18 protein-coding genes are annotated in these 25,987 nt (G+C 38.9%); 12 read left to right on the forward strand and 6 right to left on the reverse strand.

The window, feature by feature from the left end:
- Positions 1 to 60 precede the first annotated feature (60 nt).
- Positions 61 to 804, forward strand: a complete 744-nt coding sequence (locus tag BIZ38_RS00685) for a YciK family oxidoreductase (RefSeq protein ID WP_054551464.1) — start codon at positions 61 to 63, stop codon at positions 802 to 804.
- 60 nt (positions 805 to 864) lie between these two features.
- On the opposite strand, the gene pssA is transcribed toward BIZ38_RS00685, so the two are convergent.
- Entirely contained in the window at positions 865 to 2,190 is a 1,326-nt protein-coding gene (gene pssA, locus BIZ38_RS00690; RefSeq protein ID WP_054551465.1) for a CDP-diacylglycerol--serine O-phosphatidyltransferase, read from the reverse strand.
- A gap of 288 nt (positions 2,191 to 2,478) precedes the next feature.
- Here pssA and trxB point away from each other — a divergent pair, with 288 nt between their 5' ends.
- The 4 genes from trxB to infA all read left to right on the forward strand — a co-directional run bounded on the left by trxB (position 2,479) and on the right by infA (position 5,257).
- Positions 2,479 to 3,429: a thioredoxin-disulfide reductase gene (gene trxB / locus BIZ38_RS00695; protein ID WP_187489285.1), complete on the forward strand. Its 951-nt coding sequence runs from the start codon at positions 2,479 to 2,481 to the stop codon at positions 3,427 to 3,429.
- Positions 3,430 to 3,534: 105 nt separating this feature from the next.
- Entirely contained in the window at positions 3,535 to 4,251 is a 717-nt protein-coding gene (gene aat / locus BIZ38_RS00700; RefSeq protein ID WP_187489286.1) for a leucyl/phenylalanyl-tRNA--protein transferase, read from the forward strand.
- Positions 4,244 to 4,948 (forward strand): arginyltransferase, encoded by a 705-nt coding sequence (locus tag BIZ38_RS00705; RefSeq protein WP_054551468.1) that lies wholly within the window; start codon positions 4,244 to 4,246, stop codon positions 4,946 to 4,948. Before aat ends, BIZ38_RS00705 begins: the two co-directional genes overlap by 8 nt.
- Positions 4,949 to 5,038: 90 nt before the next feature.
- The gene (gene infA / locus BIZ38_RS00710; protein ID WP_002962494.1) at positions 5,039 to 5,257 is read left to right on the forward strand and encodes a translation initiation factor IF-1; all 219 of its coding nucleotides are present in this window, start codon (positions 5,039 to 5,041) and stop codon (positions 5,255 to 5,257) included.
- Positions 5,258 to 5,428: 171 nt separating this feature from the next.
- Here the strand turns inward: infA and clpA are convergent, their stop codons facing one another.
- Entirely contained in the window at positions 5,429 to 7,693 is a 2,265-nt protein-coding gene (gene clpA / locus BIZ38_RS00715) for an ATP-dependent Clp protease ATP-binding subunit ClpA (RefSeq protein ID WP_054561665.1), read from the reverse strand.
- A gap of 71 nt (positions 7,694 to 7,764) precedes the next feature.
- Positions 7,765 to 8,073, reverse strand: a complete 309-nt coding sequence (gene clpS / locus BIZ38_RS00720; RefSeq protein ID WP_161804337.1) for an ATP-dependent Clp protease adapter ClpS — start codon at positions 8,071 to 8,073, stop codon at positions 7,765 to 7,767.
- 208 nt (positions 8,074 to 8,281) lie between these two features.
- On the opposite strand from clpS, the gene cspD reads away from it, so the two are divergent.
- Entirely contained in the window at positions 8,282 to 8,497 is a 216-nt protein-coding gene (cspD, locus tag BIZ38_RS00725; protein WP_036968098.1) for a cold shock domain-containing protein CspD, read from the forward strand.
- 433 nt (positions 8,498 to 8,930) lie between these two features.
- Entirely contained in the window at positions 8,931 to 11,153 is a 2,223-nt protein-coding gene (locus BIZ38_RS00730; protein WP_138615917.1) for an NADP-dependent isocitrate dehydrogenase, read from the forward strand.
- Between the two features lie 98 nt (positions 11,154 to 11,251).
- Here BIZ38_RS00730 and BIZ38_RS00735 read toward each other — a convergent pair whose 3' ends face one another.
- Positions 11,252 to 13,270 carry an ATP-binding protein gene (locus BIZ38_RS00735; protein WP_054551472.1) on the reverse strand — a complete coding sequence of 673 codons (2,019 nt, stop codon included), beginning with the start codon at positions 13,268 to 13,270 and terminating at the stop codon, positions 11,252 to 11,254.
- 159 nt (positions 13,271 to 13,429) lie between these two features.
- A complete protein-coding gene (locus BIZ38_RS00740) occupies positions 13,430 to 19,744 on the reverse strand; it encodes a M4 family metallopeptidase (protein WP_187489287.1) in 6,315 nt (2,104 codons plus the stop codon).
- A gap of 203 nt (positions 19,745 to 19,947) precedes the next feature.
- Here BIZ38_RS00740 and BIZ38_RS00745 point away from each other — a divergent pair, with 203 nt between their 5' ends.
- From BIZ38_RS00745 to BIZ38_RS00755, 3 genes are all read left to right on the forward strand, one after another.
- On the forward strand, positions 19,948 to 21,237 hold the full coding sequence (locus BIZ38_RS00745; protein ID WP_138600527.1) for a diguanylate cyclase domain-containing protein: 1,290 nt from the start codon (positions 19,948 to 19,950) through the stop codon (positions 21,235 to 21,237).
- A 97-nt stretch (positions 21,238 to 21,334) separates the two neighbouring features.
- Positions 21,335 to 22,228, forward strand: a complete 894-nt coding sequence (locus BIZ38_RS00750) for a TIGR01777 family oxidoreductase (RefSeq protein WP_166340362.1) — start codon at positions 21,335 to 21,337, stop codon at positions 22,226 to 22,228.
- 81 nt (positions 22,229 to 22,309) lie between these two features.
- Positions 22,310 to 23,452, forward strand: coding sequence for a GGDEF domain-containing protein (locus tag BIZ38_RS00755; protein WP_187489288.1), 1,143 nt, complete (start codon positions 22,310 to 22,312; stop codon positions 23,450 to 23,452).
- 18 nt (positions 23,453 to 23,470) lie between these two features.
- Here BIZ38_RS00755 and BIZ38_RS00760 read toward each other — a convergent pair whose 3' ends face one another.
- On the reverse strand, positions 23,471 to 24,421 hold the full coding sequence (locus BIZ38_RS00760; protein WP_054551477.1) for a LysR family transcriptional regulator: 951 nt from the start codon (positions 24,419 to 24,421) through the stop codon (positions 23,471 to 23,473).
- A 110-nt stretch (positions 24,422 to 24,531) separates the two neighbouring features.
- On the opposite strand from BIZ38_RS00760, the gene BIZ38_RS00765 reads away from it, so the two are divergent.
- Positions 24,532 to 25,473 (forward strand): sodium-dependent bicarbonate transport family permease, encoded by a 942-nt coding sequence (locus BIZ38_RS00765; RefSeq protein ID WP_187489289.1) that lies wholly within the window; start codon positions 24,532 to 24,534, stop codon positions 25,471 to 25,473.
- A gap of 83 nt (positions 25,474 to 25,556) precedes the next feature.
- The gene (locus BIZ38_RS00770) at positions 25,557 to 25,976 is read left to right on the forward strand and encodes a hypothetical protein (protein WP_054551479.1); all 420 of its coding nucleotides are present in this window, start codon (positions 25,557 to 25,559) and stop codon (positions 25,974 to 25,976) included.
- Positions 25,977 to 25,987 lie beyond the last annotated feature (11 nt).

The raw sequence follows: 25,987 nt of genomic DNA on the forward strand, positions 1-25,987 counted from the left end.
TTCGATAACTTGGCTTTTTGCTATGGTAAAATAGCAAAAAACTCAATCGATGGTACGTTTATGCATACTTATGAAGCCGCAGAGAATGCGCTAAAAGACAAAGTAATTTTAATAACAGGTGCTGGTGACGGCATTGGTCGTGTTGCCGCACTAACTTATGCTAAGCATGGTGCCACTGTTATTTTACTTGGAAAAACAACCAATAAGCTTGAATGTGTTTACGATGAAATTGTAAACGCTGGCTATCCACAACCGGCTATTGTGCCAATGGATTTAAAAGGTGCCACAAAGCAAAACTACCGTGACTTAGCTGCAACCATCGAAATGCAGTTCGGTAAGTTAGACGGCTTACTTAATAATGCAGGTATTTTAGGTTCATTAGGTCCACTTGAGCACTTCTGTGTATCAACATTTGAAAACATCATGAAAGTGAATGTAACTGCACAAGCTATGATCACTAAATTTATGTTCCCTCTGCTTCGAAAATCTGACAGTGCATCTGTTATTTTTACTTCATCTGGGGTGGGTCGCCAAGGCCGCGAACACTGGGGTGCGTATGCTATCTCAAAGTTTGCTGTAGAGGGCATGATGCAAACGTGGGCTTGTGAAGTGGGTAAAACCAATATTCGCGTAAACTGTATCAATCCTGGCGCTACCCGCACATCAATGCGTGCATCTGCATACCCTGGTGAAGATAGGGATAAGTTAGCAACACCCGAAGATTTAATGCCAACTTATTTATACTTGATGAGCGACGACTCTAAAGAAGTTAATGGTCAGTCTTTAGATGCTCAACAAAAATAAGCCAGAAACAAATATCTAGACACAAAAAAAGCAGCTTTCGCTGCTTTTTTAATTTTTCGATTAAATAAAGCGTTTGATAATAAAATCAACTTTTACACGTTTAGCCTGGCCCAATAGCTTTTTAACCGGCGCAGGATAGTCATTCATCGTTTCTAAGTCTTGTGGGCCTGTTAAACGTCGACAGTGCTTTAATATAGCTTGTTTTTCGTTTTCTATTTGTTCAAGGATATGCTGCTTAGGGTCGTCAATTAAAATACCATTTTCGATATCTAAGCCCCATGCGCGTGGATTTAAATTGTGCCCACTTAATAAGTGTAATCGCTTATCCGAACAAATCCCCTTCAAGTGGAACGAGTTACTCTCGTGCTTCCAAAGGTAAACATTCAAATTGCCATTACTGATGTGGCGTTTTTGTGACTTTAAAAATTTATACAAAATGGTTTCGTATAAATAAGGTAATGCACCAATCTTACTAAACGGCTCACTTGGCGGCAGATAAAAGTCATTGGCAGTTTTATCCCCTACCACAATAGTTACCTGCTTACCTTGCTTTAATAAACGGCGTAATGAACGCATTAATGGTGCAGGAAAGTTAAAGTAAGGGGTATAAAGAACGAGCTCTTGCTCAGTGGTATCGAATAACGATTTAATTAAACGGTTCAGCTTATTACTTCTTCGCCCTAAACCTAAAAATAAACGCACACCCAACTCACCGGCACTGGCTTCTGCAGCGCTTTCGTAACTTGCAGATTTAAGTTCACGCATCAATTGCTTTTGCGCGACTTTAATATCATTAAATTGTATCAGTGGGCGCATATCAATTCGCGGCACGGCAACTGAGCTTAACAGATGTGTTTCTATAAATTCGATGACCGAATTACATAATCCAGCTTGGTGAACTAAGAAGTAACGGTCTAAACGATAACGGTCATCTTGCTGAAGATATACATTATTTAAGCTTGCGCCGCTGTATAATAATGTATCGTCAATCACAAAACCTTTTAAATGCAGTACCCCGAAAAGCTCTTTGGCTTTTACCGGAACACCATGTACTTTCACATTTGATTGATACTGCTCTTGAAAATCACAATACATGCTGGCATTGCCATCAGACTTAGCCGCACCAATTAAACCACGTTGAGCTCGGTGAAAATCAACCAATACTTTTACTTCTAACTCAGGGTTAGCAAGTGATGCCTGATGTAACGCAGTCAATATTTCTCGTCCTGCTTCATCATCTTGCAAATACAAAGCAGTAATATAAATTCTTTTTTTCGCTGAACCAATTAAACGCAATAGTTCAGTGCGATACTCTTTTGCATTGGTTAAGACCTGTACGTCTTCTGTAGTCAGCCCAAAAGCGGGCTTTTCCTGCCAAAATACCATAATTGCCTGTTAGTTTAGTTAGCTCATACCATGAGCTAATATCAAAATTAGCTAAAACATACCAAAAAAAAATTGCTTGGTCATGAATTACCGTACTTTGATCACAGAACAATTTGTAATTAGCCTGTTTTATGAACAAAAAGAGGGGTTTAAATTGCATTAAGTAAGGATTATTTGACAGCTTCGCAATTTGACTAAAAAAATAATCGGGGCTTTTGTTTACTTCCGCCTTGTTTTTCTTAGAATCGGGCGCATAGACATCGTATTGAAACGTTTTTAGGAAAAACCATGAGTGACGCAAAACACTGTAAACTATTAATCTTAGGTTCTGGCCCTGCGGGCTACACGGCAGCGGTATACGCAGCCCGTGCTAACCTTAACCCTGTTCTTATCACTGGTATTCAGCAAGGTGGTCAATTAACGACAACTACTGAAGTTGAAAACTGGCCTGGCGATGCACACGGTTTAACAGGTCCAGCATTAATGGACCGTATGAAAGAGCATGCTGAACGTTTCGAAACTGAAATCGTTTTTGATCACATTAATAAAGTTGATGTTTCAAAGCGCCCTTTCACTTTAACTGGTGACTCTAGCACATATACATGTGATGCATTAATTATTGCAACTGGCGCGTCAGCTAAATACTTAGGTTTAGAGTCAGAAACTAACTTCCAAGGTCGTGGTGTTTCTGCTTGCGCAACCTGTGATGGTTTCTTCTACCGTGGTCAAAAAGTGGCGGTTGTAGGCGGTGGTAACACTGCTGTTGAAGAAGCACTTTACTTATCAAATATTGCTGATGAAGTTCACGTTATCCACCGTCGTGACAGCTTCCGCAGTGAGAAGATCTTAGCTGATCGTTTAAAAGAAAAAGCTGAAAACGGTAACGTTGTTTTACATTACAACCGCACATTAGATGAAGTGCTTGGTGATGAAATGGGCGTTACTGGCATCCGTATTAAAGCAACTGATTCTGAAGAAACAGAAAACTTAGATCTTGCCGGTGTATTCATTGCAATTGGCCACAAGCCAAACACTGACATGTTTGAAGGCCAGCTAGAAATGAAAGACGGCTATTTAGTTGTTCAATCTGGTTTAAACGGTAACGCAACACAAACAAGTGTACCAGGTGTATTTGCTGCAGGTGACGTGTCTGATCACATTTATCGCCAAGCAATCACATCAGCAGGTACTGGCTGTATGGCTGCACTGGATGCTGAACGCTTTTTAGATAACCTATAAATTAGTTGATCTAAAGCACTAAATACTGGGGGCTGTTGTAAAACAGCCCCTTTTTTATAGCTAAAATTTTGTTAAAATCAGAACAAAGAACAACGACAAGCTGATATGATCAAGCAACTGTACCAACTCTCGACCGAGACTGTTGATTTTCCAGACCCAGAACTCGCCCTTGATGAGCCCGATGGCCTGTTGGCAATTGGCGGTGATTTATCAGTTGAGCGCATTAAAAATGCCTACAACACCGGTATTTTTCCTTGGTTTAGTGACTATGAACCTATCATGTGGTGGTCACCGAGCATGCGTGGTGTTATTGAGCTAAATGAATTTCATATTAGTCGCAGCTTAAAAAAGCATTTAAAGCGTTTTCCTGTGCGTGTCACCATTAATCACGCATTTCCCCATGTTATCAATGCTTGCCGTGAGCAACGTATCGATGCAGAGGGTACCTGGATCACAGAGCAAATGATGCATGCCTATATTGAAGCGCACCATCAGGGGTTAGCACACAGTCTTGAGATTTGGCATGAAGATGAACTGGTAGCTGGCCTCTATGGCATTATGCAAAACGGTATTTTTTGTGGTGAATCAATGTTCCATCAAGTCAGTAATGGTTCGAAACTGGCGATGTGGGCATTAGTTAATTGGCTTAACAAACATCAAGCCCATTTTATTGATTGCCAACTAGAAAACCCTTATTTAATCACTTTAGGTGCAAAAGTTATCCCACGCGAGGAATTTTTAACTAGACTTAAATTAGCACACAGTTATGTGCCTAAAAAAGATATGTGGCAACCACAAGAGTTGATTAATATTTATGACTGAGCACTTACCCGCTAGGCTTGGTTTAAGCCAGCAATTTGATTGCAGTTATTTACCCGACCGTCAGGAACAACTACTTGTTATACTTGATCCGAGTTGTTATTGCCCTGATAAATTTGAACAATTATTAGCATTAGGCTTTAGACGCAGTGGCGACCAAATCTATCGTCCACATTGCCCTATTTGTAATGCCTGTAATTCAGTGCGCGTTTTAGCCCAACAATTTACTCCTTCAAAATCGCAAAAGCGCAAATTAAATAAAGCAAATAAGGTTTTCACGGTCAGTTATAGTGAGTACGAACGCGCAGAATACTACCCGTTATATTGCAAATACATCACGCAAAGACATCAAGATGGTTCAATGTTTCCGCCTGACCAAAGTCAGTACGAAAGCTTTTTGTTTTGCCAGTGGCTACCCGTCACATTTATAGAGTTAAGAGATGGCGATAAGTTAGTTGCCGTTGCGGTAACCGACTGTATGACCAATGCCCTATCAGCGATTTATACCTTTTTTGATCCCGACTATGAGCAATACAGTATCGGTAGCATCATGATCATGGAACAAATTAAATTTGCAAAACAACAAGCAAAACAATTTGTCTATTTAGGCTACCAAATCGACGAATGCACTAAAATGAAATATAAAACCCAATTTTTGCCTGCACAAAAGCACATTGGCGACGAGTGGTTGGCGATTTAATTTACAAAATTGAGCCCTGTAGCTTTACTTATTGCAGTATTTTCGGCAAAATCTGCAGCGTTTAACTATTAAAGAGGTGTTACGCTAAACATGGCGAAAGAAGACGTAATCGAAATGCAAGGTACGGTCCTTGATACTTTACCAAATACAATGTTCCGAGTTGAGCTAGAAAATGGTCACGTTGTTGTGGCTCATATCTCTGGTAAAATGCGCAAAAACTACATCCGCATCTTAACTGGTGACAAAGTAACCGTAGAAATGACTCCTTACGATTTATCGAAAGGTCGCATCGTATTCCGTGCTCGCTAAGTTAGTGCGTTAACGAGAGATTTAGCTTTTTGCTGCTTTGAATGAGCAGGTGTGTTTATTACAAAGAGCTAAAAGCGTTTGTTAAATGGTGTTCAAACTAACTTAGTTTTAATTCCATTTAATAAACAAAAAGCCCAGCAATTGCTGGGCTTTTTGTTTCAGCTTGATAAATTAAGCCGTTTCTAAGCTAGTCTCAAAGTCAAAGTGGATTTTCTTGTCCTTAACCGAAACCTTGACTGAACCACCATCGGCTAGCTCACCAAACAAGATTGCATTTGCCAGCGGCTTTTTAAGCTCATCTTGGATAACACGTGCCATCGGACGTGCCCCCATTGCTTTATCGTAGCCTTTATCTGCCAACCACTCTCTTGCTTTGGATGTAAGCTCAAGATTAACCGACTTCTTATCAAGTTGCGCTTGTAACTCAACAATGAACTTATCAACCACTTGCAAGATAATCTCTTTCTCAAGGTGATTAAACCAAATGATGTTATCTAAACGGTTTCTAAACTCAGGTGAAAACACTTTGTTGATTTCACTCATCGCATCATGAGAATGGTCTTGCTCAGTAAAGCCAATTGACTTACGTACAGTCTCTTGAACACCCGCATTCGTCGTCATCACCAATACTACATTTCTGAAATCGGCTTTACGACCGTTATTATCAGTAAGTGTACCGTGGTCCATTACTTGCAGTAGAATGTTGTAAATATCTGAATGTGCTTTTTCAATTTCGTCTAGTAGTACAACTGCATGCGGATTTTTAATTACCGCTTCAGTTAATAAACCACCTTGCTCAAAACCTACATAGCCAGGAGGTGCACCAATTAGACGACTGACCGCATGACGTTCAACATATTCAGACATATCAAAACGAATAAACTCAACACCCATACACTTAGCAAGCTGCTTAGTAACTTCTGTTTTACCAACTCCTGTTGGGCCTGCAAATAAGAACGAACCCACTGGTTTATCTTCGTTAGCAAGACCTGAGCGTGATAAGCGAATTGCTGAAGTCAACGCATCGATTGATTGGTCTTGACCAAACACTAGCATCTTCAGGTTACGATCAAGGTTTTTAAGTGTTTCTTTATCGCTTGACGAAACGCTTTGCTGAGGGATACGCGCCATCTTAGATACAATTAGCTCGATATCAGCCACGCCAATTGTTTTCTTACGTTTAGAAACTGGCTGTAAACGTTGATTAGCACCAGCCTCATCAATAACATCAATAGCCTTGTCTGGTAAGTGACGTTCATTTATGTATTTAGCACTAAGTTCTGCAGCTGCTTTCAATGCTTTTTGTGTGTAACGAATACCATGGTGCTCTTCGTAACGCTCTTTTAAGCCGTTAAGAATCTTCGTGGTATCAGCCACACTTGGTTCAAGCACATCAATTTTTTGGAAACGACGTACTAGCGCACGGTCTTTTTCAAAGATATTCTTGAACTCATTATAAGTAGTCGAGCCCATGCAGCGCAGTTTACCACTTGAAAGTAGCGGTTTGATTAGGTTCGATGCATCCATTACCCCGCCCGATGCTGCACCGGCGCCAATGATGGTATGAATTTCATCAATAAATAAAATTGAACCTGGTTTAGCCTGTAACTCTTTAAGTAGCGATTTGAAACGTTTTTCGAAGTCGCCACGGTATTTAGTACCCGCTAATAACGCGCCCATGTCGAGTGAGTAGACCACTGCATCGGCAATCACTTCAGGTACTTCTTTGTTTACAATACGATAAGCTAGGCCTTCAGCTATGGCTGTTTTACCCACCCCTGCTTCACCAACCAATAGCGGGTTATTTTTCTTACGACGACATAACACTTGTACTGTGCGTTCAACTTCGTTGTCGCGGCCCACTAATGGGTCAATATTGCCATCAATGGCCTGTTGATTCAGGTTGGTCGTGAAGTTTTCAAGCTTAGTTGGCTCTTCACCTTGCACTTCTTGCACTTCTTCATGAATGTCATCGTGATCTTCACCGCCAATGTCGTCATCTGTTTTAGAAATACCATGCGAAATAAAGTTAACAATATCCAAACGATTAACATCTGATTTTTTAAGTAAATAAACTGCTTGGCTCTCTTGTTCAGAAAAAATTGCCACTAGCACATTCACGCCAGTAACTTCGTTTTTGCCTGATGACTGCACGTGAAATACAGCGCGCTGTAATACACGCTGAAAACCTAACGTCGGTTGTGTTTCTCTGTCTTCCTCAAGATCAGGAATAACCGGTGTTGTTTCGTCAATAAAATCTGATAATTCGACTTTTAATGCGCCCATATCTACGCCGCAGGCGTTAAGCGCTTCCCCAGCAGAAGGGTTATCGAGCAGTGCAAGTAAAAGATGCTCGACGGTCATAAATTCATGACGACGTGTTCTCGCTTCGCGAAACGCCGCATTTAAGGTTAGTTCTAAGTCTTTGTTTAGCATTGGCAACCCCTTACTGAGATAATATTTATATACCGTTGTGACGGGCTAATTAGTTCACCCTACCTTGGTATTTATTCCTGCTCACAACTACATAGCAGTGGATGCTCGTTGTCTCGTGCGTAACGATTAACTTGTTCAGCTTTGGTATGAGCTACATCAGCGCTGTAAACACCGCATATCGCTTTACCATTATGATGAACTTGAAGCATCACATCTGTTGCTCTATCGCTATCCATATTAAAAAACGTCATTAGTACTTCTATCACAAAGTCCATAGGCGTGTAATCATCATTATTTAAAATGACCTTATATTTTCGCGGTGGTTGCAATTTTTGCTTTTCACTATCGCGAACCGTTTCAATAACACCAGAATCTTTCATGCCACTCATAATTAAATATAGTCTTGTCTTTAGAACTCAAGCAAACTTGAATAAAAAATAAATAAATTGTTAAAAAATAGTCTAAAACACTTGACTGACTGGCTAAATAAACTACAGTCAAATATAGATTGATTAATCATTAGTCAGTCTAGCAAATTACACGGTTTAGAATAACTAAATTAGTCAACTTATAGAAGGATGTAGAAGTATGGCTTGTGGAAAAGTCAAATGGTTCAACAATGCCAAAGGTTTTGGCTTCATCGTAGAAGACGGCAGCGAGACTGATATCTTCGCTCATTACTCAACGATTGTAATGGACGGTTATAAAACACTTAAAGCTGGTCAAGATGTAACATTCGAATTGCAACAAGGTCCAAAAGGGTTACACGCAACGAATATTGCGCCTAACGATGAAATCTCTTAGGTAAAACCTATTCGAGTATCAAGCGAGCGACCTTGTTAAGTTCCTCGCTTACTCTTCCACTAAAATTTATCCTTACACTTACCTTGAAATTCCATTTGTTTACCCCAATTGATTAATTGTTATTAGCCCTTTAGAGCCAAGCTTGTTACACTCTTGTTGCTTAAATTTAGCTTTTTCGTCATTTTGACGTAAGGCTTTTGGCTAATTTCATGATTTGCTTATTTGAGCTATAAGAATTTTACAGTCTGTCAGCTGTGGTTATTTTAATACTTTGTATTGAGTGGCAACAGCTAACAGACTGCTTGCTGTTGTTTTATCAAGGTACCTAAAGCTTGGTAATTCAAAGCTATCTTTTGCATTGTTGAATATGGCTAATTAAGGGTTACTGTTAGCAGTCATTACCAAACATTACGCCAACTATCTAGGAATGATGATGACATCAAAAATTATCTATACTAAAACAGATGAAGCGCCAGCTCTTGCGACGTATTCATTGTTACCAATCATCCAAGCGTATACAAACGCTGCTGGTGTTGAAGTTGAAACTCGCGATATTTCATTAGCGGGTCGTGTAATTGCAAACTTCCCTGAGTACTTAACTGAAGATCAACGTATTGATGATGCACTTGCAGAATTAGGTGAAATGGCTAAAACACCTGAAGCTAACATTATCAAACTACCTAATATCAGTGCTTCTATCCCTCAGCTACGTGCAGTAATCAAAGAGTTACAAGAAAAAGGTTACGCACTACCTGACTACCCTTCAGAGCCAAAAACTGATGAAGAAAAGAAAGTTAAAGCAACTTACGACAAAATCAAAGGTTCTGCTGTAAACCCTGTACTTCGTGAAGGTAACTCTGACCGTCGTGCTCCTGGTTCAGTAAAAGAATATGCGCGTAACAATCCACACTCAATGGGCGCATGGAGCAAAGATTCAAAGTCTTACGTTGCTAGCATGGAAGACGGTGACTTCTTCGGTTCAGAGCAATCAGTCACTGTTGCACAAGCAACTGACGTACGTATCGAGCATGTTGCTGAAAATGGTGATATCACAGTTCTTAAAGCAAGCACACCATTACTAGCAGGTGAAGTAATTGACGCTTCGCGAATGAGTGCTGCTAAGCTTCAAGCTTTCCTTGCAAAAGAAATTCAAGCAGCAAAAGACAAAGGCGTGTTGTTCTCATTACATATGAAAGCAACGATGATGAAAGTGTCTGACCCAATCATCTTCGGTCACGCTGTAAAAGTTTTCTTCAAAGACGTTTTCACAAAACACGCTGATCTTTTCAAAGAGCTAGATGTTGACGTAAACAACGGCTTTGGTGATGTATTCTCAAAAATTGAAAGCCTAGATGCAGCTAAAAAAGCTGAAATCGAAGCGGATATCCAAGCGGTATACGACAACAACCCTGCTATTGCAATGGTTGATTCTGACCGTGGTATCACGAACCTTCACGTACCAAGTGATGTGATCATCGATGCATCAATGCCTGCTGCAATCCGTTCTAGCGGCCAAATGTGGAATAGCGAAGGTAAATTACAAGACACGAGCTTTGTCATTCCAGATCGTTGTTACTCAGGTGTTTACCAAGCAACTATCGATTTCTGTAAAGAAAACGGTGCATTCGATCCAACTACTATGGGTAGCGTACCTAACGTTGGTCTTATGGCTCAAAAAGCTGAAGAGTACGGTTCACATGACAAAACGTTCGAAGTAGCAGCAGCTGGTACAATCCGTGTTGTAGACACAGCTGGTACAACTTTACTTGAGCATGCTGTTGAGCAAGGCGATATCTGGCGTATGTGTCAGGTTAAAGATGCACCAATTCAAGATTGGGTTAAACTTGCTGTTAACCGTGCTCGCGCAACGAGCACGCCAGCAGTTTTCTGGTTAGACGAAAACCGTGCTCACGATGCTGAGTTAATCAAAAAAGTAAACGCGTATCTGCCAAACCACGATACTGATGGTCTTGAAATCCACATTTTAGCACCTGTTGAAGCAACTAAATTTTCTTTAGAGCGCATCAAAGAAGGTAAAGACACTATTTCAGTAACTGGTAACGTACTACGTGACTACCTAACTGATTTATTCCCAATCCTTGAGCTTGGTACAAGTGCTAAAATGCTTTCAATCGTACCACTTATGAATGGTGGTGGTTTATTCGAAACAGGTGCCGGTGGTTCTGCGCCTAAGCACGTTCAACAATTCGAAAAAGAAAACCACTTACGTTGGGATTCATTAGGTGAATTCTTAGCACTAGCGGCTTCTTTAGAGCACTTAGCAGTTAATGCTGGTAATAAGAAAGCGCAAGTACTTGCTGATACGCTTGATAAAGCGACAGGTACTTTCCTAGCGGAAAACAAATCACCTTCACGTAAAGTGAAAGAGATTGATAACCGTGGTTCGCACTTCTTCCTTTCATTATTCTGGGCACAAGAACTTGCTGCACAAAATGATGACGCGGAATTAAAAGCACAGTTCACGCAAATTGCTGCTGATCTTGAGTCTCAAAAAGACCAAATCGTTGCTGAGTTAAACGATGCACAAGGTCCTGCTATGAGTGTTGGTGGTTACTTCCAACCAAATGATGAGTTAGCATTCAAAGCGATGCGCCCAAGCTCTACATTTAATGATATATTAGCAAAGTTAGTTTAATCTCAAACTAAGCTTACGAAAAAGGGTTATCAATTTGATAACCCTTTTTTATTGGACTCTGATCGAGAGCCATTTAGTGAGGTTAATTAGAAAAAACATTACATAAATAAGTGCTCTTTTGCTGAAATAATAGCTTGTTCTATGGCTGTATTTTTAACAGGTTTAGAAACAAACAAGTCCATACCAGCTCGCTTACATGCAGCCTTATCATCGGCTGAAGTATTAGCTGTCAAAGCAACTATGTAAGTTTTATGTACCGGGCAAATTAGCTCTTCTCTTAAAATACTAGTTGCTTCAATACCATCCATTTCAGGCATTACACAATCCATAAATATTAGATTGTAGTTATTTTGTTTGCACTTATTTATCGCATCAATACCATCGCATGCATAATCGGCAGTTAAACCTAACTTTTCTAAATGGGCTTTTAGAACAAAACGATTAATTTGATTATCATCAACAACAAGTATCGACAATGGCAAGGTTGAAAAGTCAATATTTGCGGCAGTAATAAGGTCAGACGTCTGAGCTACTCCCCTTTTTAAAGTTAATTGAATATCAAAACAACTTCCTTTGCCGTATTCGCTAGTAACTTTAATAGAGCCGCCCATGTAGTCAATAAGTTCCTTAACTATTGCAAGGCCAAGTCCTGTACCACCTTTTTTACGCTCTTTGTTTACTTCTTGTGTAAAGGGAGAGAATAGTGACTTCATAAAAGATTCTGACATGCCGACACCACTATCACTTACCCGCAGATTTAGAAGCACATCATCACCTTGTTGCTGTGCGACAGCGCGCAATTTAATATCACCTTGCTCAGTAAATTTTAATGCGTTGCTTAACAAGTTAGACACTATTTGGGTGATCCGCGTGTTATCACAGTAAGTCCAGCACTTATCACTGATATCAATATCAACTTCAAAATTTAAGTTCTTTTCTTGGTATAGCGGTAAATATAACGAAGCAAGGTCAACAAAAATTGTCTTTAACAAGAAATGACATGGCTCTAGTTTCAGCTCTCCATGGTTAATTTTCGAAAAATCGAGAACTTCATTAATAATATTAAGCAATATATCGGCGCTACGAAGCGCAACTTTCAACTTCTCTTCACGCTTTTGCTCAGATTTCTCATAAAGCAAAGTCGTCAACATGCCAGTTATACCATTCAACGGAGTACGTAATTCATGACTTATTTTTGCAAGTAAAATACTACGATCTTCTAAGGTGCGTTCTGCGTCTGCCTTTTGCTTTTTAAGTTCTTCTCGCAATAATACCGATTTAGTAATATCTTGAAATGTACCTATTAATCTTACGCACTTTCCGTTTTTGAATTCAGGTTCACCAAAAGTGGATACCCATATAGGTTTACCTTTCGCTGTGATCAATTCAATTTCGATATTCCACTGTTTTCCATCTTCAATAGCTTCTTTCACAGCAAGCTCAATGGCATCCCTACTTGGCCCTTTTTTGTAATATTCTATGGCATTATCAAGTAAGGGAGTAAAATCTTCTGGCACCTCATGGATCGCTTTTGTTTGTTTACTCCAATAAAGGCGATTTGATGCAAGATCTAACTCCCATGAACCAATCTTCGCAACTTTCTCAACTTGAGCAAGCATAGAGTTCTTTTTTATTAATTTTTTTGATGCTGAATTTCGTGCAAACTCATTTCCAAGCCATTGCGCAAAAAGCTCAACATAATCATGGGCATCATCATTAAAAGGCGGTGAAGCTTGCGGTGCAGAAAAGTTAAGAGTACCAAAGACTTTATTACCTACAAAAATAGGTGCGCCAATATAAGATTCAAGTTTGAAATTCAGATAACAAGGATGCTCTGCAATAGTACTTTTAGAGGCTTGATGAAAAGATATCGCTTTATTCGCTGTGAGCGTATGGGTGCAATACGTACCCGATAGTTCAAACTGAGTACCAACAGCAATTGCATCATCTGGAGCAATTACGTGTATGACCGTGTAAACATTATTTTCTACACGACTAATTATCGCAAAATCAAGATTAAATACATCTAGACCAAATTTTAGTAACTCTGTTATTTTCTCTGAGAAGTCAGTATTTTGATCAGATACGATGTTGTGAAATTGGCGCAGAAAGTTCAACCTAGCTCCCTAGTTACACGAATTTTATTTTGCTTTAATAAGCATACCAAGAATTTCAAATAACAACAGTAGTAATCATAATTTATGACTGTATTTAAATTATTTATAATGACTTGCTCCTATTAAAAAAGCCCCTTAAAAGGGGCTTTTTTCGCTATTTTAATCTCTGTATAGTCGCCTTCTATAAACAAAAGGTAACAAAGCAATGAGAAATACAAAAACGCCACCGCTACTAGATTCAGCTTTATCACTATTGCTAGTAGTAGGTACATTTTTAACAGTAACATCTATCGATTGTTCTGTAGTTCCTTCCCCATCCGAAACTGCTACTTTGAATTTGAGCAATGAATCCTCTGAAACAGCTGGAGATTTGAATTTTAACGTTGCCGAATTCGATTGAAGAATATCAGCTTGAAGACCTTGCGTTTGCGTCCAATTGTAAGTTAACGACTGTGATTCCTTATCTGTCGCAGAAACGGTAATTACACCGTCTGCATTCTCATTAACTGTATAACTACTAGCAAGTTCAAGAGTTGGCAATTGGTTTACATGCACGAATAGAACAGATTGTTCATGAACAAATTCCTCATAACCATCGTTAATGGTTAAAGAAATTGTCCCTTGCTTTGACTCTATTAGCTCTGACACTTTTAAGATTGCTATACTTTCATTTTGGTTTTCGATAGTAACTTCAGGTATTGAAATAGACCAGTGATACGTTAGCTCATCTGCGTCGCTATCTGACGTGCCTGACGCATCTAAAACGAAAGTATGCAGCTCTTCTATCGTTTCTGGAATAATAAGAGACAATGTCGGTGCGCTATTAAGACTTTCTTGGGCAAGTTTTGCGACAACTTCAACAAAACCATTTTTCTCGCCGTCTAAGTCAAATTCACTACCATCTTCAATACTAATGGCTGAACAATTGCTGCACTCAGCACTAAACTCACTGCTTGCAATTATCTCTACCGATTTCCAACCATTTAACGTTAGTACGCGTGCTTGTAGCTCATCGCTTAATAAAGCGTTTTCGAGCATTGGTAAAGCAAGGTCTACTGATTCTGTACGCTGTGCAAGCTCAACATTGATGTTTATCATGTCACTCTTCAATTGGAAATGAGGATCTTCAACCCTCATCTCGGTGAAGGCATCAAGCAGTTGGCCCTCAGAGACATTCATATTTTCTATGAAGTGCTCACTGTGAGTGCGAATAACGTCACCTGCTCTGATGATATGGAAAACATTGTTCGTATATACATAAGAGTCAGATGCGAGTACCCCTTTCGAGGTGTTTGCTGAATTATCTAAGAAATCAACAATCCCATCACCATCACTGTCGCCTATCCACTCTATGCTATCGGGGATATTATCACCATCGGTGTCCGCACTTTCATCATCAAAGATAACATTATTAATCAATGGCACAGTCTCAGTTTTAGTCATAACCGACTCTCCATTTTGTAAAATGTCATACTGTAAGGTAATGTCTCCTTGCCAAGCATCTTCAATACCAAAATAGCCACTCCAAATTGATGTGTCATACATATACACGTCAACTTCATTGATGACTTGTTCAGCAGATAATAATGTTACTTTTAGCTCTAAACTTTCATAATTTGAAAAGCCATATACTTGTATATAAAGTTCGGCGCTATTCCCTTTGACCAAACTTGCCATTTTCTTACCATTTTGTTTATAAGTGGCACTGATAGTACGTGGAGCATCTTCATCTAAATGAATTATTTCAGATTTACTAAACTCCCCTGTATAACCGCCGTCGTATACTTCAAGCTCAATTGAATCGATTGACGATTCCACGATACTTGGGAAGACTACATTCTTAATCCCTTCAATACTGTAGTCACCAACATAATGGCTATAATTGCCAGCACTTAAATTTAACCCCAAATAATCATATAGCGGTTTACCTCTTACATTAAGCGCAACGACGGGCAGAGCATTTCGATAAGCATAGGTATAAGGCTGAATATCAATACGAGGATTTATATGAAGGTTTATTGTGCCTGAGGCTGTATTACCTGCATTATCGCTTGCGATAATATCTACAGAGTAACGCCCTGACTCAAATTCTATATCTAACCCTGATTCGACAGTTATTTCTTTGATGCCTGATACCCTATCAAAGACAATAAATTGCTCTAGCAAGGTTTCAAACAATTGTTCTTCAGTAAATTCGCCGTTCATAGCGACGACATCATTTCGGATGGTTGGAGCCGTCGTATCAGTAACAAAGAATGTTTGCACAGCTCTTGCGCTATTCCCTGCAATATCTTCAGCGACCCAAGTTACTTGATTCTCGCCATATACTAGCGTTCTAGATAAAGGGTATACCTCAACTGCTGCTCTATTGTTATCAGTAACCTCAGGATAAAGACTTCTAGGAATAGATGTGTTTTCATAGACACCTTCAATTGTCACAGCTGTCAAATCAGAGAAAACAGGTGGTAAATTTTCTCCTAAATTTGGATCATCTGGATGACTATCCTCACTATCAACCACACCATCTGAATCAGTATCTTCAGCTGTTGGGTTTGACCCTATTTCAAATTCAGTTAAGTTAGTCAAACCATCTCTGTCTAAATCTTGACTTGCATCGTATGAGTCAAGAACATTTAAGCCAAATTGATACTCCCAAAAATCTGGAATGCCGTCATTGTCGGTATCTAAACGAGTATCAACCTCTGTAACCCACATAACTCTATCAATAAAGAATGGATCATAGCGGTAAAAATCAGCATCAACTAGATTAAGTTTTATGACGTTGAAGCCATCAGTGACAGGTATTAGTAAACGAGACTCATTATATTGAACCTGAATGTTTTCGTTGTTTAGATGAACATTAAAGCGGTCATATTTGTTAACTCTATAGTCAATTGTGATAAAACCCTGCTCAAACAAGCCAGCAATAGCAAAACCTGCATTTACTTCTGTATAATTTTCGCCATCAAACTTAGGATTGAAAGAAAGGCTATTCACTCCGTTAGAAGACCAAGTATCACTTGAAATCCAGTCAACATTATTTGCTGCTAACACCGTAAAGCGGTTAGGTAATCCTGCACTTTCAAAGCTTTCGAAAAGGTTATTAATTGCTGAAGGCGTTGAAGCGTATTCTGAAGGCGAGCTTTGTGCATAATACTCTTGTACGTCTGTATAACCATCTTCATCTAAATCAGCACCAGTAACATTTGCATTAATCGGTGAGGTCATAAGTACATTTACTTCGTAACCGTCAGGAAGTTCATCTCCATCACTATCCGAATGCCTAGGATCTGTTCCAATGCTATACTCTTGCAGCGCAGTTAGTTCGTCATTGTCGAAGTCAGAAGATGCATCATTAGCATCAGTTAAATTAAGCCCATTTTCAACTTCCCAAAAATCTGGCAACCCATCACTATCTGTATCAGCATCGCTCGTTTTAGCAATAAACTTAAAATTATCTAGCCAAACAGCATCCTCTCCAGTAGATATTGATCCATCTTTTGAATATGAAAACTCAATAACGTTAACACCTTCGGGGATTTTAACAATTACCGACCCTTCTTTAGTCCCAGCGATCCACTCAATATCACTGTTTGAACCATTTATTTTCATTATAAAAGAGTCGCAACATTCTTCAGACTCTATTTTATAGTCAAATACAAGGTATGCTTCAGCGAAGACGCCTGTAGCACTGAATGAGCTCATTTGACCATCTGAGATTTTACCGGAGCGAATGCTTTGCGAACCATCGGTAGCAAAACTATTATCAATGTACCAATCTGCATTGTTCTCTGATGAATGGTTAAACCATTGAGGTAGTCTAGAATCTTCAAATGAACTAGTTAGATTCAATTGCTCTGGAAATGACTCTGCATCCTGCGGATCAGTTTGTAACTGAAACTCGGTAAAGTTGCTAAATCCATCATTATCACTATCAAGCATGGCATCAGTAGAGTCTGTTAAATTTAGACCATGTTCATATTCCCAGCCGTCTGGAATTTGGTCTCCATCTGTATCAAGGTTATTGGGGTCTCCCTGATGTAAAAACTCATTTAGATTACTCAAACCGTCATTATCATTATCTAGTAATGCATCATCTGGATTTGAAGGATCTAAGCCGTGCACAACTTCCCAAGAGTCAGGTATTGAATCACCATCATTATCGGCAAACTCATTACTGATATAAATGTTATCAATGAAGACAGTATCTAAACCGGATGATACAGAACCATCTTTAATATATGCGAATTTAAGTGTATTTAAGCCTGCAGGAATGACCTGCTCGAAAGAGCGCCAATCGGTAATACCAGAATCAATAACAATTAATTGCTCGTTTAGATATACATACAAATGGTCAAAACCAGCTTCTGTAGAAAGTTTATAAATGAAACTTAAATACTTAGTCTGGTCTGTTACAAAGCTGTATTCAAAACTAGTCGCTTGACTATCGTCAATATCATTATTAGCCAAAGAGAAGCTATAGCTTTCATCTATTTGTGACGTTACCCATGACGTAGAAGGATCTGTAAAATTAAAACTTTCAGGAACAAGATTATCGTTAAAGTTAAAAGAGATTGTTGCAGGAATTGAAGGCGTAGAATCAGCATCCGTTGGGTCTGAACCTAATAAAAATTCAATTAGGTTAGTGAAGCTATCTTGATCTAAGTCACTTTGTGCATCTGCACTGTCTAGTGGATCTAACGAAAAATTGACTTCCCAACCATCTGTCATTTTGTCGTTATCAGAATCTGGATTAGTTAAGCTCGTTTGATATTCAAGATGTTCTTGATAGTCCGTTAGGCCATCGTCATCTGTATCAGAATTATTTGGCAACGAATTTAATCTGTATTCTTCTAGGTTGCTCAATCCATCTTCATCAAGGTCACCTGCTGCATCTGTAGGGTCTGATGGATCGAGTGAATATAACAACTCCCAATTGTCATCCATTTCATCGTTATCATTATCAATGAATTGAATATTATTACATACAACACCTACCGTATTGAATGCATCAACAACATCATTTGCCGCATAACCTAAATCAATGGCACTGTTTATTGCACCACATGCTCCATCGATAAAGTCAGTTGAATTAACCCAATAATTTTGGTTTGCGTAAAGCATAATTTGAAAAGCTTTTCGCGGATCCCACTCAGGCTTATTTGCAAGTAAATAAAATGCTCTGTTAAATACACCACTACTGTAATGGACATCAATGCCAGAATAAAACTCTGATGCATTGTCTATTGAAATACCATCATTTGACGGCGTTTCAAAATAACGCAATGCAGTTCTATTTTTTGTGATGTCGGCACCCGACAACCAATCTGTAGTGCCTCTGACAAAGTATTCAGCAGTTTCACCAGCCATGTCTGAAAAAGATTCATTTATCCCGCCTGATTGGTCAAAATAAAATAAATTAGAATTTTGTTCTGTTACACCATGACTTACCTCGTGAGATACAATATCCAAAGATACTAGTGGGTAAAAGCTATCAGCACCATCACCAAAACTCATCGCAGAGCCATTCCAGGTGGCGTTTTCCCATCCATCTCCTTGGTGAACACGCAGTAATAATTTAAAGGTCAGGGGCGCCGTGTTGTACCATTGCTCATACATATCAAACACTGAGGTACCAAATGCATGCGCATCGTTTAAAGGCGAATAGGCACCATTGACCTCTTTGTGAGTATTTCGATCACACGGGAATGAAAACGCAGATGATGGCTCACTGCCTGACTCCATCGAAACAGTTTTCACTTTATCATTCTCTAAAAAGCATGTTTCTCCTACTTGAGAAACTGCAAAGGCAGGATAATCTTCGCCATATTCATAACGGCCAACTTTCTCATTCCCCCCAGGACCCATCGCCTGTGTGTGCTTAATATTATTCCACGCTTTATACACTTCATAAGTATTTTCACTGATGATAGCTGAAGGCTTTGACTCATGTTCGGCATTTAAAATTTCAAGTTCAATTAAATATGCGTAATGAGCTTTATCATCCTTAACATAAATATAACGTTCTGATTTTATAAGCTTATATGGCAAGTCTAATGACAATTTAGCAGCTTCAAGTACTGCGTTAACTGCAGTATCTAAATCAAATTGATTGTTCGCTCTTAATTGTAATTGCGCATCATTGATGCCGGTCGCAAAAAAGCCACTCATGTGCTGTGACTTCTCTTGAACACGAATTTGCTGACCCCAAATAGGAATACCAGAGTAATACTGCTGCAGAATTTTATTTGATGAGCTTTTTCTTAACACACTATTAGAGTGTTGGTGAGTAGAAGTAATTTCTTCAAAATAAGAGCCTTTTATTTGGCTTTTTTGAAGAGTCTGATTCATTAACAACAGGTTTTGAAGTTGAGGCTTGTTAGATGGACTTACCCTTTCGACTGTTGCAGCTTGAAGAGAGTATGCACTGAACATACTAAAAACTGCAGCACCTGCAATTAATCCCTTATGCATAATAGTTCCTTAAATACATTTTTTACTTATTATCGGGACCAAAATACCAAAAATAAACACAATCTGCACCAATTTGTTAAGCTCACATTAATGAATTAGCTAAAATTTTGAATCCATATATCAAAACTCAAACTGGTAAAATACTCAATCTCAGTCAATACTTTATCATTAAAGGTTAGTAATTTTAGGCTGTCGCTATTTCAATGTCGCTGAGAATTAAATTCATCTTTTTGCTATCTACCATTTTTTTAGTGGTGGTAGCCAATACCTTCATTATCTATGTATTAGATAAACAAGGTCAGGCTAAGCTTGAGGCAGTGATCCATACTCATGATGTGCTCGATGAATCAGAAAAGCTCTACAATCAAATAACGAACGCAGAAACCGGGCAACGTGGTTATTTATTAACGCAGGATCTGAACTATTTAGAACCCTACTACGCGGCACTTGAACAAGTTAAACAACATTTTTTAGCCATCAATAGACTAACGCTAAGTAACCCCGAACAACAAAATACACTTGCAGTAATAGATGAGCTAGTCGACAAAAAGTTAGCGGAGTTAGCGTTAACTGTCACACTTGTAATGCAAAACACGCCATATGCAATCGAAGAAGCAAAAGCGATTGTTTTGACGAATGAGGGGAAACAGTATATGGACCAAATCCGCAAGCATATTTTACTGTTTCAAAATATTGAACGTGCCAAGCTAGAACAGCAAAATGCTGACTACCAAAGAAACAGACTATTCATAACTCGGTTTGTTACTTTGCAAATACCACTAATAGTGACCTTGTTAGTTTTTTGTGCTTTTTATATTAATTCAAGGCTTTTTAAACCTCTTAAGTTGTTAATTCAAAACACTGAACAACTAGAAAAAGGCGAAAGACCTAAAATGTTGACGATTAATTACAACGATGAAATTGGCTTTGTGTTAAAACGTTTTGCACGCATGAGTGACATTGTTTATAAACGAACGAGCAAGTTAAATTTTCAAGCTAGTCATGATCACCTTACAGGTGTTTTGAATAGAACAGAACTAAAGCCTGCATTAAAGCAAGCCATTTCTACTTGCTCTAAAGACAGTAAGCTGGCCGTTATATTTATAGATATCAATAAATTCAAAAAACTGAATGATGAGTATGGTCATTTAATTGGTGACCAAATTCTCATTGAAACCGCAAAACGAATTACGTCATCTGTTAGAGCTGATGATGATGTATATCGTTATGGAGGAGATGAATTTGTCATAATTACACATAATATTGCCAAATACAGATACGTTAATGCGATGATCACTCATTTATTAGCACGTTTTGACAATCCTTTTGTACTCGAACAGCTGACATTAAATATTTCATTAAGTATTGGAGTAGCCCTCGCTCCTGATCACAGCCTAAATCATCAACATCTACTTAAACTCGCTGACCAAGCAATGTATCACGCTAAGCATGAGTCAAAGAATAGTTATCACATACACAACAATCGCGGCTAGAAGACTAATCTAAATTACTGCTTTATAAGTATAAATTTGCAAAAAGCCCCATCACTATGTATAAAAAATATACACAGATTTTAATTAAGGTAGCACTATGCATATTTTATTAACAGGTGGAACAGGCCTCATTGGTAGACATTTGTGCCCTTTCTTACTTAATCACCACAAGGTTACTGTGCTAACACGCAATCCGATACAAGCTGCTGTGATACTAACTCATCAGGTACACACAGTTAAGTCGTTAGATGAAGTCAATTTTGAAGAGATTGATGCTGTCATTAATCTTGCAGGAGAGCCAATCGTCAATAAACGTTGGAGTGAATCGCAAAAGCGCACTTTACTTAATAGCCGGATTAATCTTACCCAACAAATCTCAAAAGCGATTAGCCGCTGTGAGTCCCCTCCTCACACATTCATTTCTGGCAGTGCGATTGGTTTTTATGGCCGTCAAGAAAACCAGCCAATCGATGAAAGCTTTAATGATATATACCCTGAATTTAGCCATGTCCTTTGTCGTGATTGGGAGCATGCCGCAACGAAAGCGCATGGTGATCAAACTCGCGTTTGCTTGCTGCGTACAGGCATCGTTTTAGCAAAACAAGGGGGAGCTTTAGGTAAAATGTTGCCAGCTTTCAAGTTTGGTTTTGGTGGCCCTTTAGGTCATGGTCGTCAAGGGATGTCGTGGATCCATATTGACGACATGATCCAACTCATTCTTTTTGTGCTTTCACATCAAGAGATTCACGGACCAATTAATGCCACCGCGCCAAACCCCGTTGATAATAATGAATTTAGTCAAACACTTGCGAATGTAATTTCGCGTCCTGCCATGTTGCGTATGCCTAGTTGGGTTCTCAAATTGATGATGGGAGAGATGTCAGATCTTCTACTTCATGGTCAATTTGTGCTTCCCAATAAATTACTTAATCACAATTTCCGCTTCCATTACCCAACATTGAAGCCCGCATTAGAAAGTCTGAAATTATAGTTACAATGTACTGGTTGATAAGATTCAACTAATACATAATAATTAACTTGATTTTAGTCGAGTGATTATCCAGGGAAAATCATGATGCATTTACCCACCATAATCAGCATTTCAATTTTATTGAATGTGATTATTGGGGCGTTTCTACTGTCTTTATATTTCTTGAGACAACAAGCAAGCTATTTATATTGGGGTAGTTCGTGTTTACTTTTCGTATTTGCGCAGATCACCGCATCTCTGCGTGTTTTTATCGACTTCCCCTTAATTACCCATTACTTGGCTGATTTACTCATTATTTCAGCGCCTTTAGCTGCAATTTTAGGGATCCATGCGTTCAGTCAGTCAGATAAAAAATATCATAAAGCCTGTGCATTTGTAGTGATTCTATCCATGCTGATATTGCTGCCAGTGCATGACTCCCCGTTAAACCAAATAATCACCACGGCCATTATCGCCATATGCTTTAGCTACGCTGCTTTTGCCCTCAGAAAACTACAGGTTGAGCGCATTATGCATCTTGCTTTACTAAAACTATGCTTTGTAATTCATGCTTTAATTATGCTTTTACAGTTTTCGCTTTTAGTTTCGGATTATCAAGACATTATTGATACTGATTTAACTCACATTCTCGCGGTCATTCTGATAAGCCATATTATAATTACCACTCTAACCGCCATGATCTGGCCATTAATGATGTTTTTAGAATCAGAGCAAGTACTAAACGATCTAGCAAATCGAGATCCACTCACTGGATTATTAAACCGTAGATCATTTATAACAATTAGTAACAGCTACTTAGAACAAGCTAATCATAACCTGACTGAACTCTGCGCTTTGATGATTGATATCGATTTCTTTAAAAAAGTAAATGACCAATATGGTCACGAAACAGGAGATGAAGCACTCAAATGGGTTGCAAAAAAGATTAAAAGCCAACTACGTGAACACGATTTGGTGGCCAGAATCGGTGGTGAAGAATTTGCAGTCATATTACCTAGCACCACTCAAACTCAAGGCGAAAGCCTATCTGAACGAATTCGTTTAGCGATACACAACGATCGTTTCTTATATCAAAACAAAGCTCTAAAGCTTACGATCAGTGTCGGTATTATTACACATAAATCGGGCACCAATAATGTCAATGAATTGCTCGCAGAAGCCGATAAAGGTTTGTACAAAGCCAAGTCAAATGGCCGAAATCAAGTTGTAACTATGGCATTTTAAATGCGGTAGTTAGAATCTTTAATTTAAGCTTTCATTGAGTAGGTTTAGCTCATTAGTGACCCACTGTTTATTTAAGCATTGTTCTAAATTCAATTGAGCAAATTTTAAAAAGCTACGCGCCGCATGAGATAAATGGCGATCGGTGCGTACCACAAAATACCAATGACTAGCTAAATTGACATCTTTTACATCTAACATACAAAAACTTGTATCATGGGGTGGCAATACATGGCGAGAAACAACGCCTAGCCCCATTCCTGAACCAACCGCAACCCGAATAGCTTCGTTACTTGCCATTTGTACTGTGTTGCTTAATACAAAGCCTCTGCTTTGCAGTTCACTTTCAAACAGCATTCGTGTGGCAGAGCCAGGTTCTCGAAGCAAAAAACGTTCAGATACTAAGTCTTGTAATGTGACCTGAGTCTGACTCGCGAGCGCATGGTTGGTTGGTGCAATAAACACTAATGGGTTTTGTAAAAACCGTCCTGCTTTTGCATGTTCTAATGAAGGTGGATGACTAAAGACATAAATATCGTCTTCTCCTCTTTCAAAACGGGCTAGCACTTCAGCCCGGTTACCTATTTCAAGGGGTAACTCAACATGAGGGTGTAAATTACTATACGGACCAAGTAACTTAGGCAAGATATATTGCGCGGTGTTAACCATGGCTATTTTACAGCGCCCTCTCTCACCACCTCTAAGCTCAGCAAGATAATCTTGATAGTCATCAAAGTGACCAAACACCTGCTGACAAGTTTGAAACAATGCAAAACCCGCTTCAGTAACATGAATTCGCTGCTGATTAACCATCACTAATGGCTCATTGACTGTTTCTTGTAAGCGTTTAATTTGCTGCGATACCGTTGGTTGCGTTAAATGTAATTGCCTTGCTGTTTCACTAATTGAGCGTGTTTTTACAACGCACATGAATACCTCGAGTAAACGAAAAGAAATATGCCTTAAATCCATAAAATCAAACCCATAGATAAAAACCTATAGGATATTATCATTTATTTTATTATTTACTATGTGATTTTTTATCTAGAATAGCGGCGCTTTTTAATCAAGAGGAGAACAAAGTGCCTGATATTGTTGTAATGTTTTTTGTTTTAGGACTCACTGCCGGATTACTTCGCTCTGACCTAAAAATTCCGCAAGCGACCTATGAAACTCTTAGCCTATTGTTAATGCTCACCATTGGCTTAAAAGGAGGTATGGTGCTGCATGGCAATTTGCATTGGCAACTTCTACCAGAAATGGGCGCTGTATTACTACTTGGTGGCTTAATACCATTGATGCTGTTTCCTATTTTAAACAAACTGCTAAACCTCTCTGTTGCTAATAGCGCAAGTATTGCTGCCCATTACGGCTCAGTAAGCGCAGGTACATTTGCAGTTGCTTTAGCCTATGCTGAATCGAATTCACTTAATGTAGGTGCTGAAGTCACACTTTATTTAGTAATGCTTGAGTTACCTGCGATTATTGTTGGATTGTTACTGTATCGCCGCCTTGGTAATGGTTCTGGACAAAACCTTTCTCTAAAAGCACTTTGGCATGAAACACTTACTAACAAAAGTGTCTTTCTGCTAGTTGGTGGTGTAATTATTGGCATGATGTACGGGACGCAACAAGGGAGCCAAGTAACGAGTCTCTTAACGAACAGCTTTAAAGTTGTGCTGGCACTATTCCTACTTGAAATGGGTTTAATGGCTGCACAAACTCTGCGCCCTATTCCATGGCACCAATGGCGATTAGCATTATTTGCTCTTATAACACCAAATTTATTAGGTGCAATCGGGGTCTGCGTTGGTACTGCATTACAACTAGAATTAGGCTCTGTGGTAATACTAGCAAGCCTAGTTGCAAGTGCCTCTTACATAGCAGCCCCTGCCGCGATTAAAGCAGCCATACCCGATGCAGACATTGGTTTAGCCATGTTATGTTCTTTGGGCATTACCTTTCCTTTCAATGTATTAGTAGGAATTGGCTTATACCATCAAATAGCATTATTTATGGGCTAAAAAACGGTCACACCTTAACTTTATTAATGAGATCTTCTGAAAAGTCGTTTAATATAAACAAAAAAGCAGCGCAAGGACATGCTATGTTTAATCAAACGCTCAGCACCGAGCAACAGCATGTGAGTGATATTTTTAAGCGCATATGTACGCTTTGTAAGGTGCAAAACTATGCTGAATTAGAAAGGCACTTATCGTTAACATCAGGTTTTTGCGAGCAAAGTATTGAAGTTGCTGCAGTGCCTTATGAACTAATTGATAACGTGGCTAAAGCTTCTGAAGTTAGCTTTGATTCACTACTTAATGGTAGCGAACAAACCACAGTGACACTTGATGGGGCGTTACTACAAGCAGTAAGTAACGGTATTATTAAGAGTATAAAAAAGCTTTCTATGGCGGGGCTAATTAAAGGTGATAACCACACTCATGAAGCCCTTAGTCAGCTTGCAGATATTCAGCTAAAACAAATAAAAAATGAGCTCAAAATACAAAGCCAGGTTAAATAACCTGGCTTTTT

Source organism: Pseudoalteromonas sp. BZK2 (assembly GCF_014349195.1).
In the GTDB taxonomy this organism is placed as follows: domain Bacteria; phylum Pseudomonadota; class Gammaproteobacteria; order Enterobacterales; family Alteromonadaceae; genus Pseudoalteromonas; species Pseudoalteromonas simplex.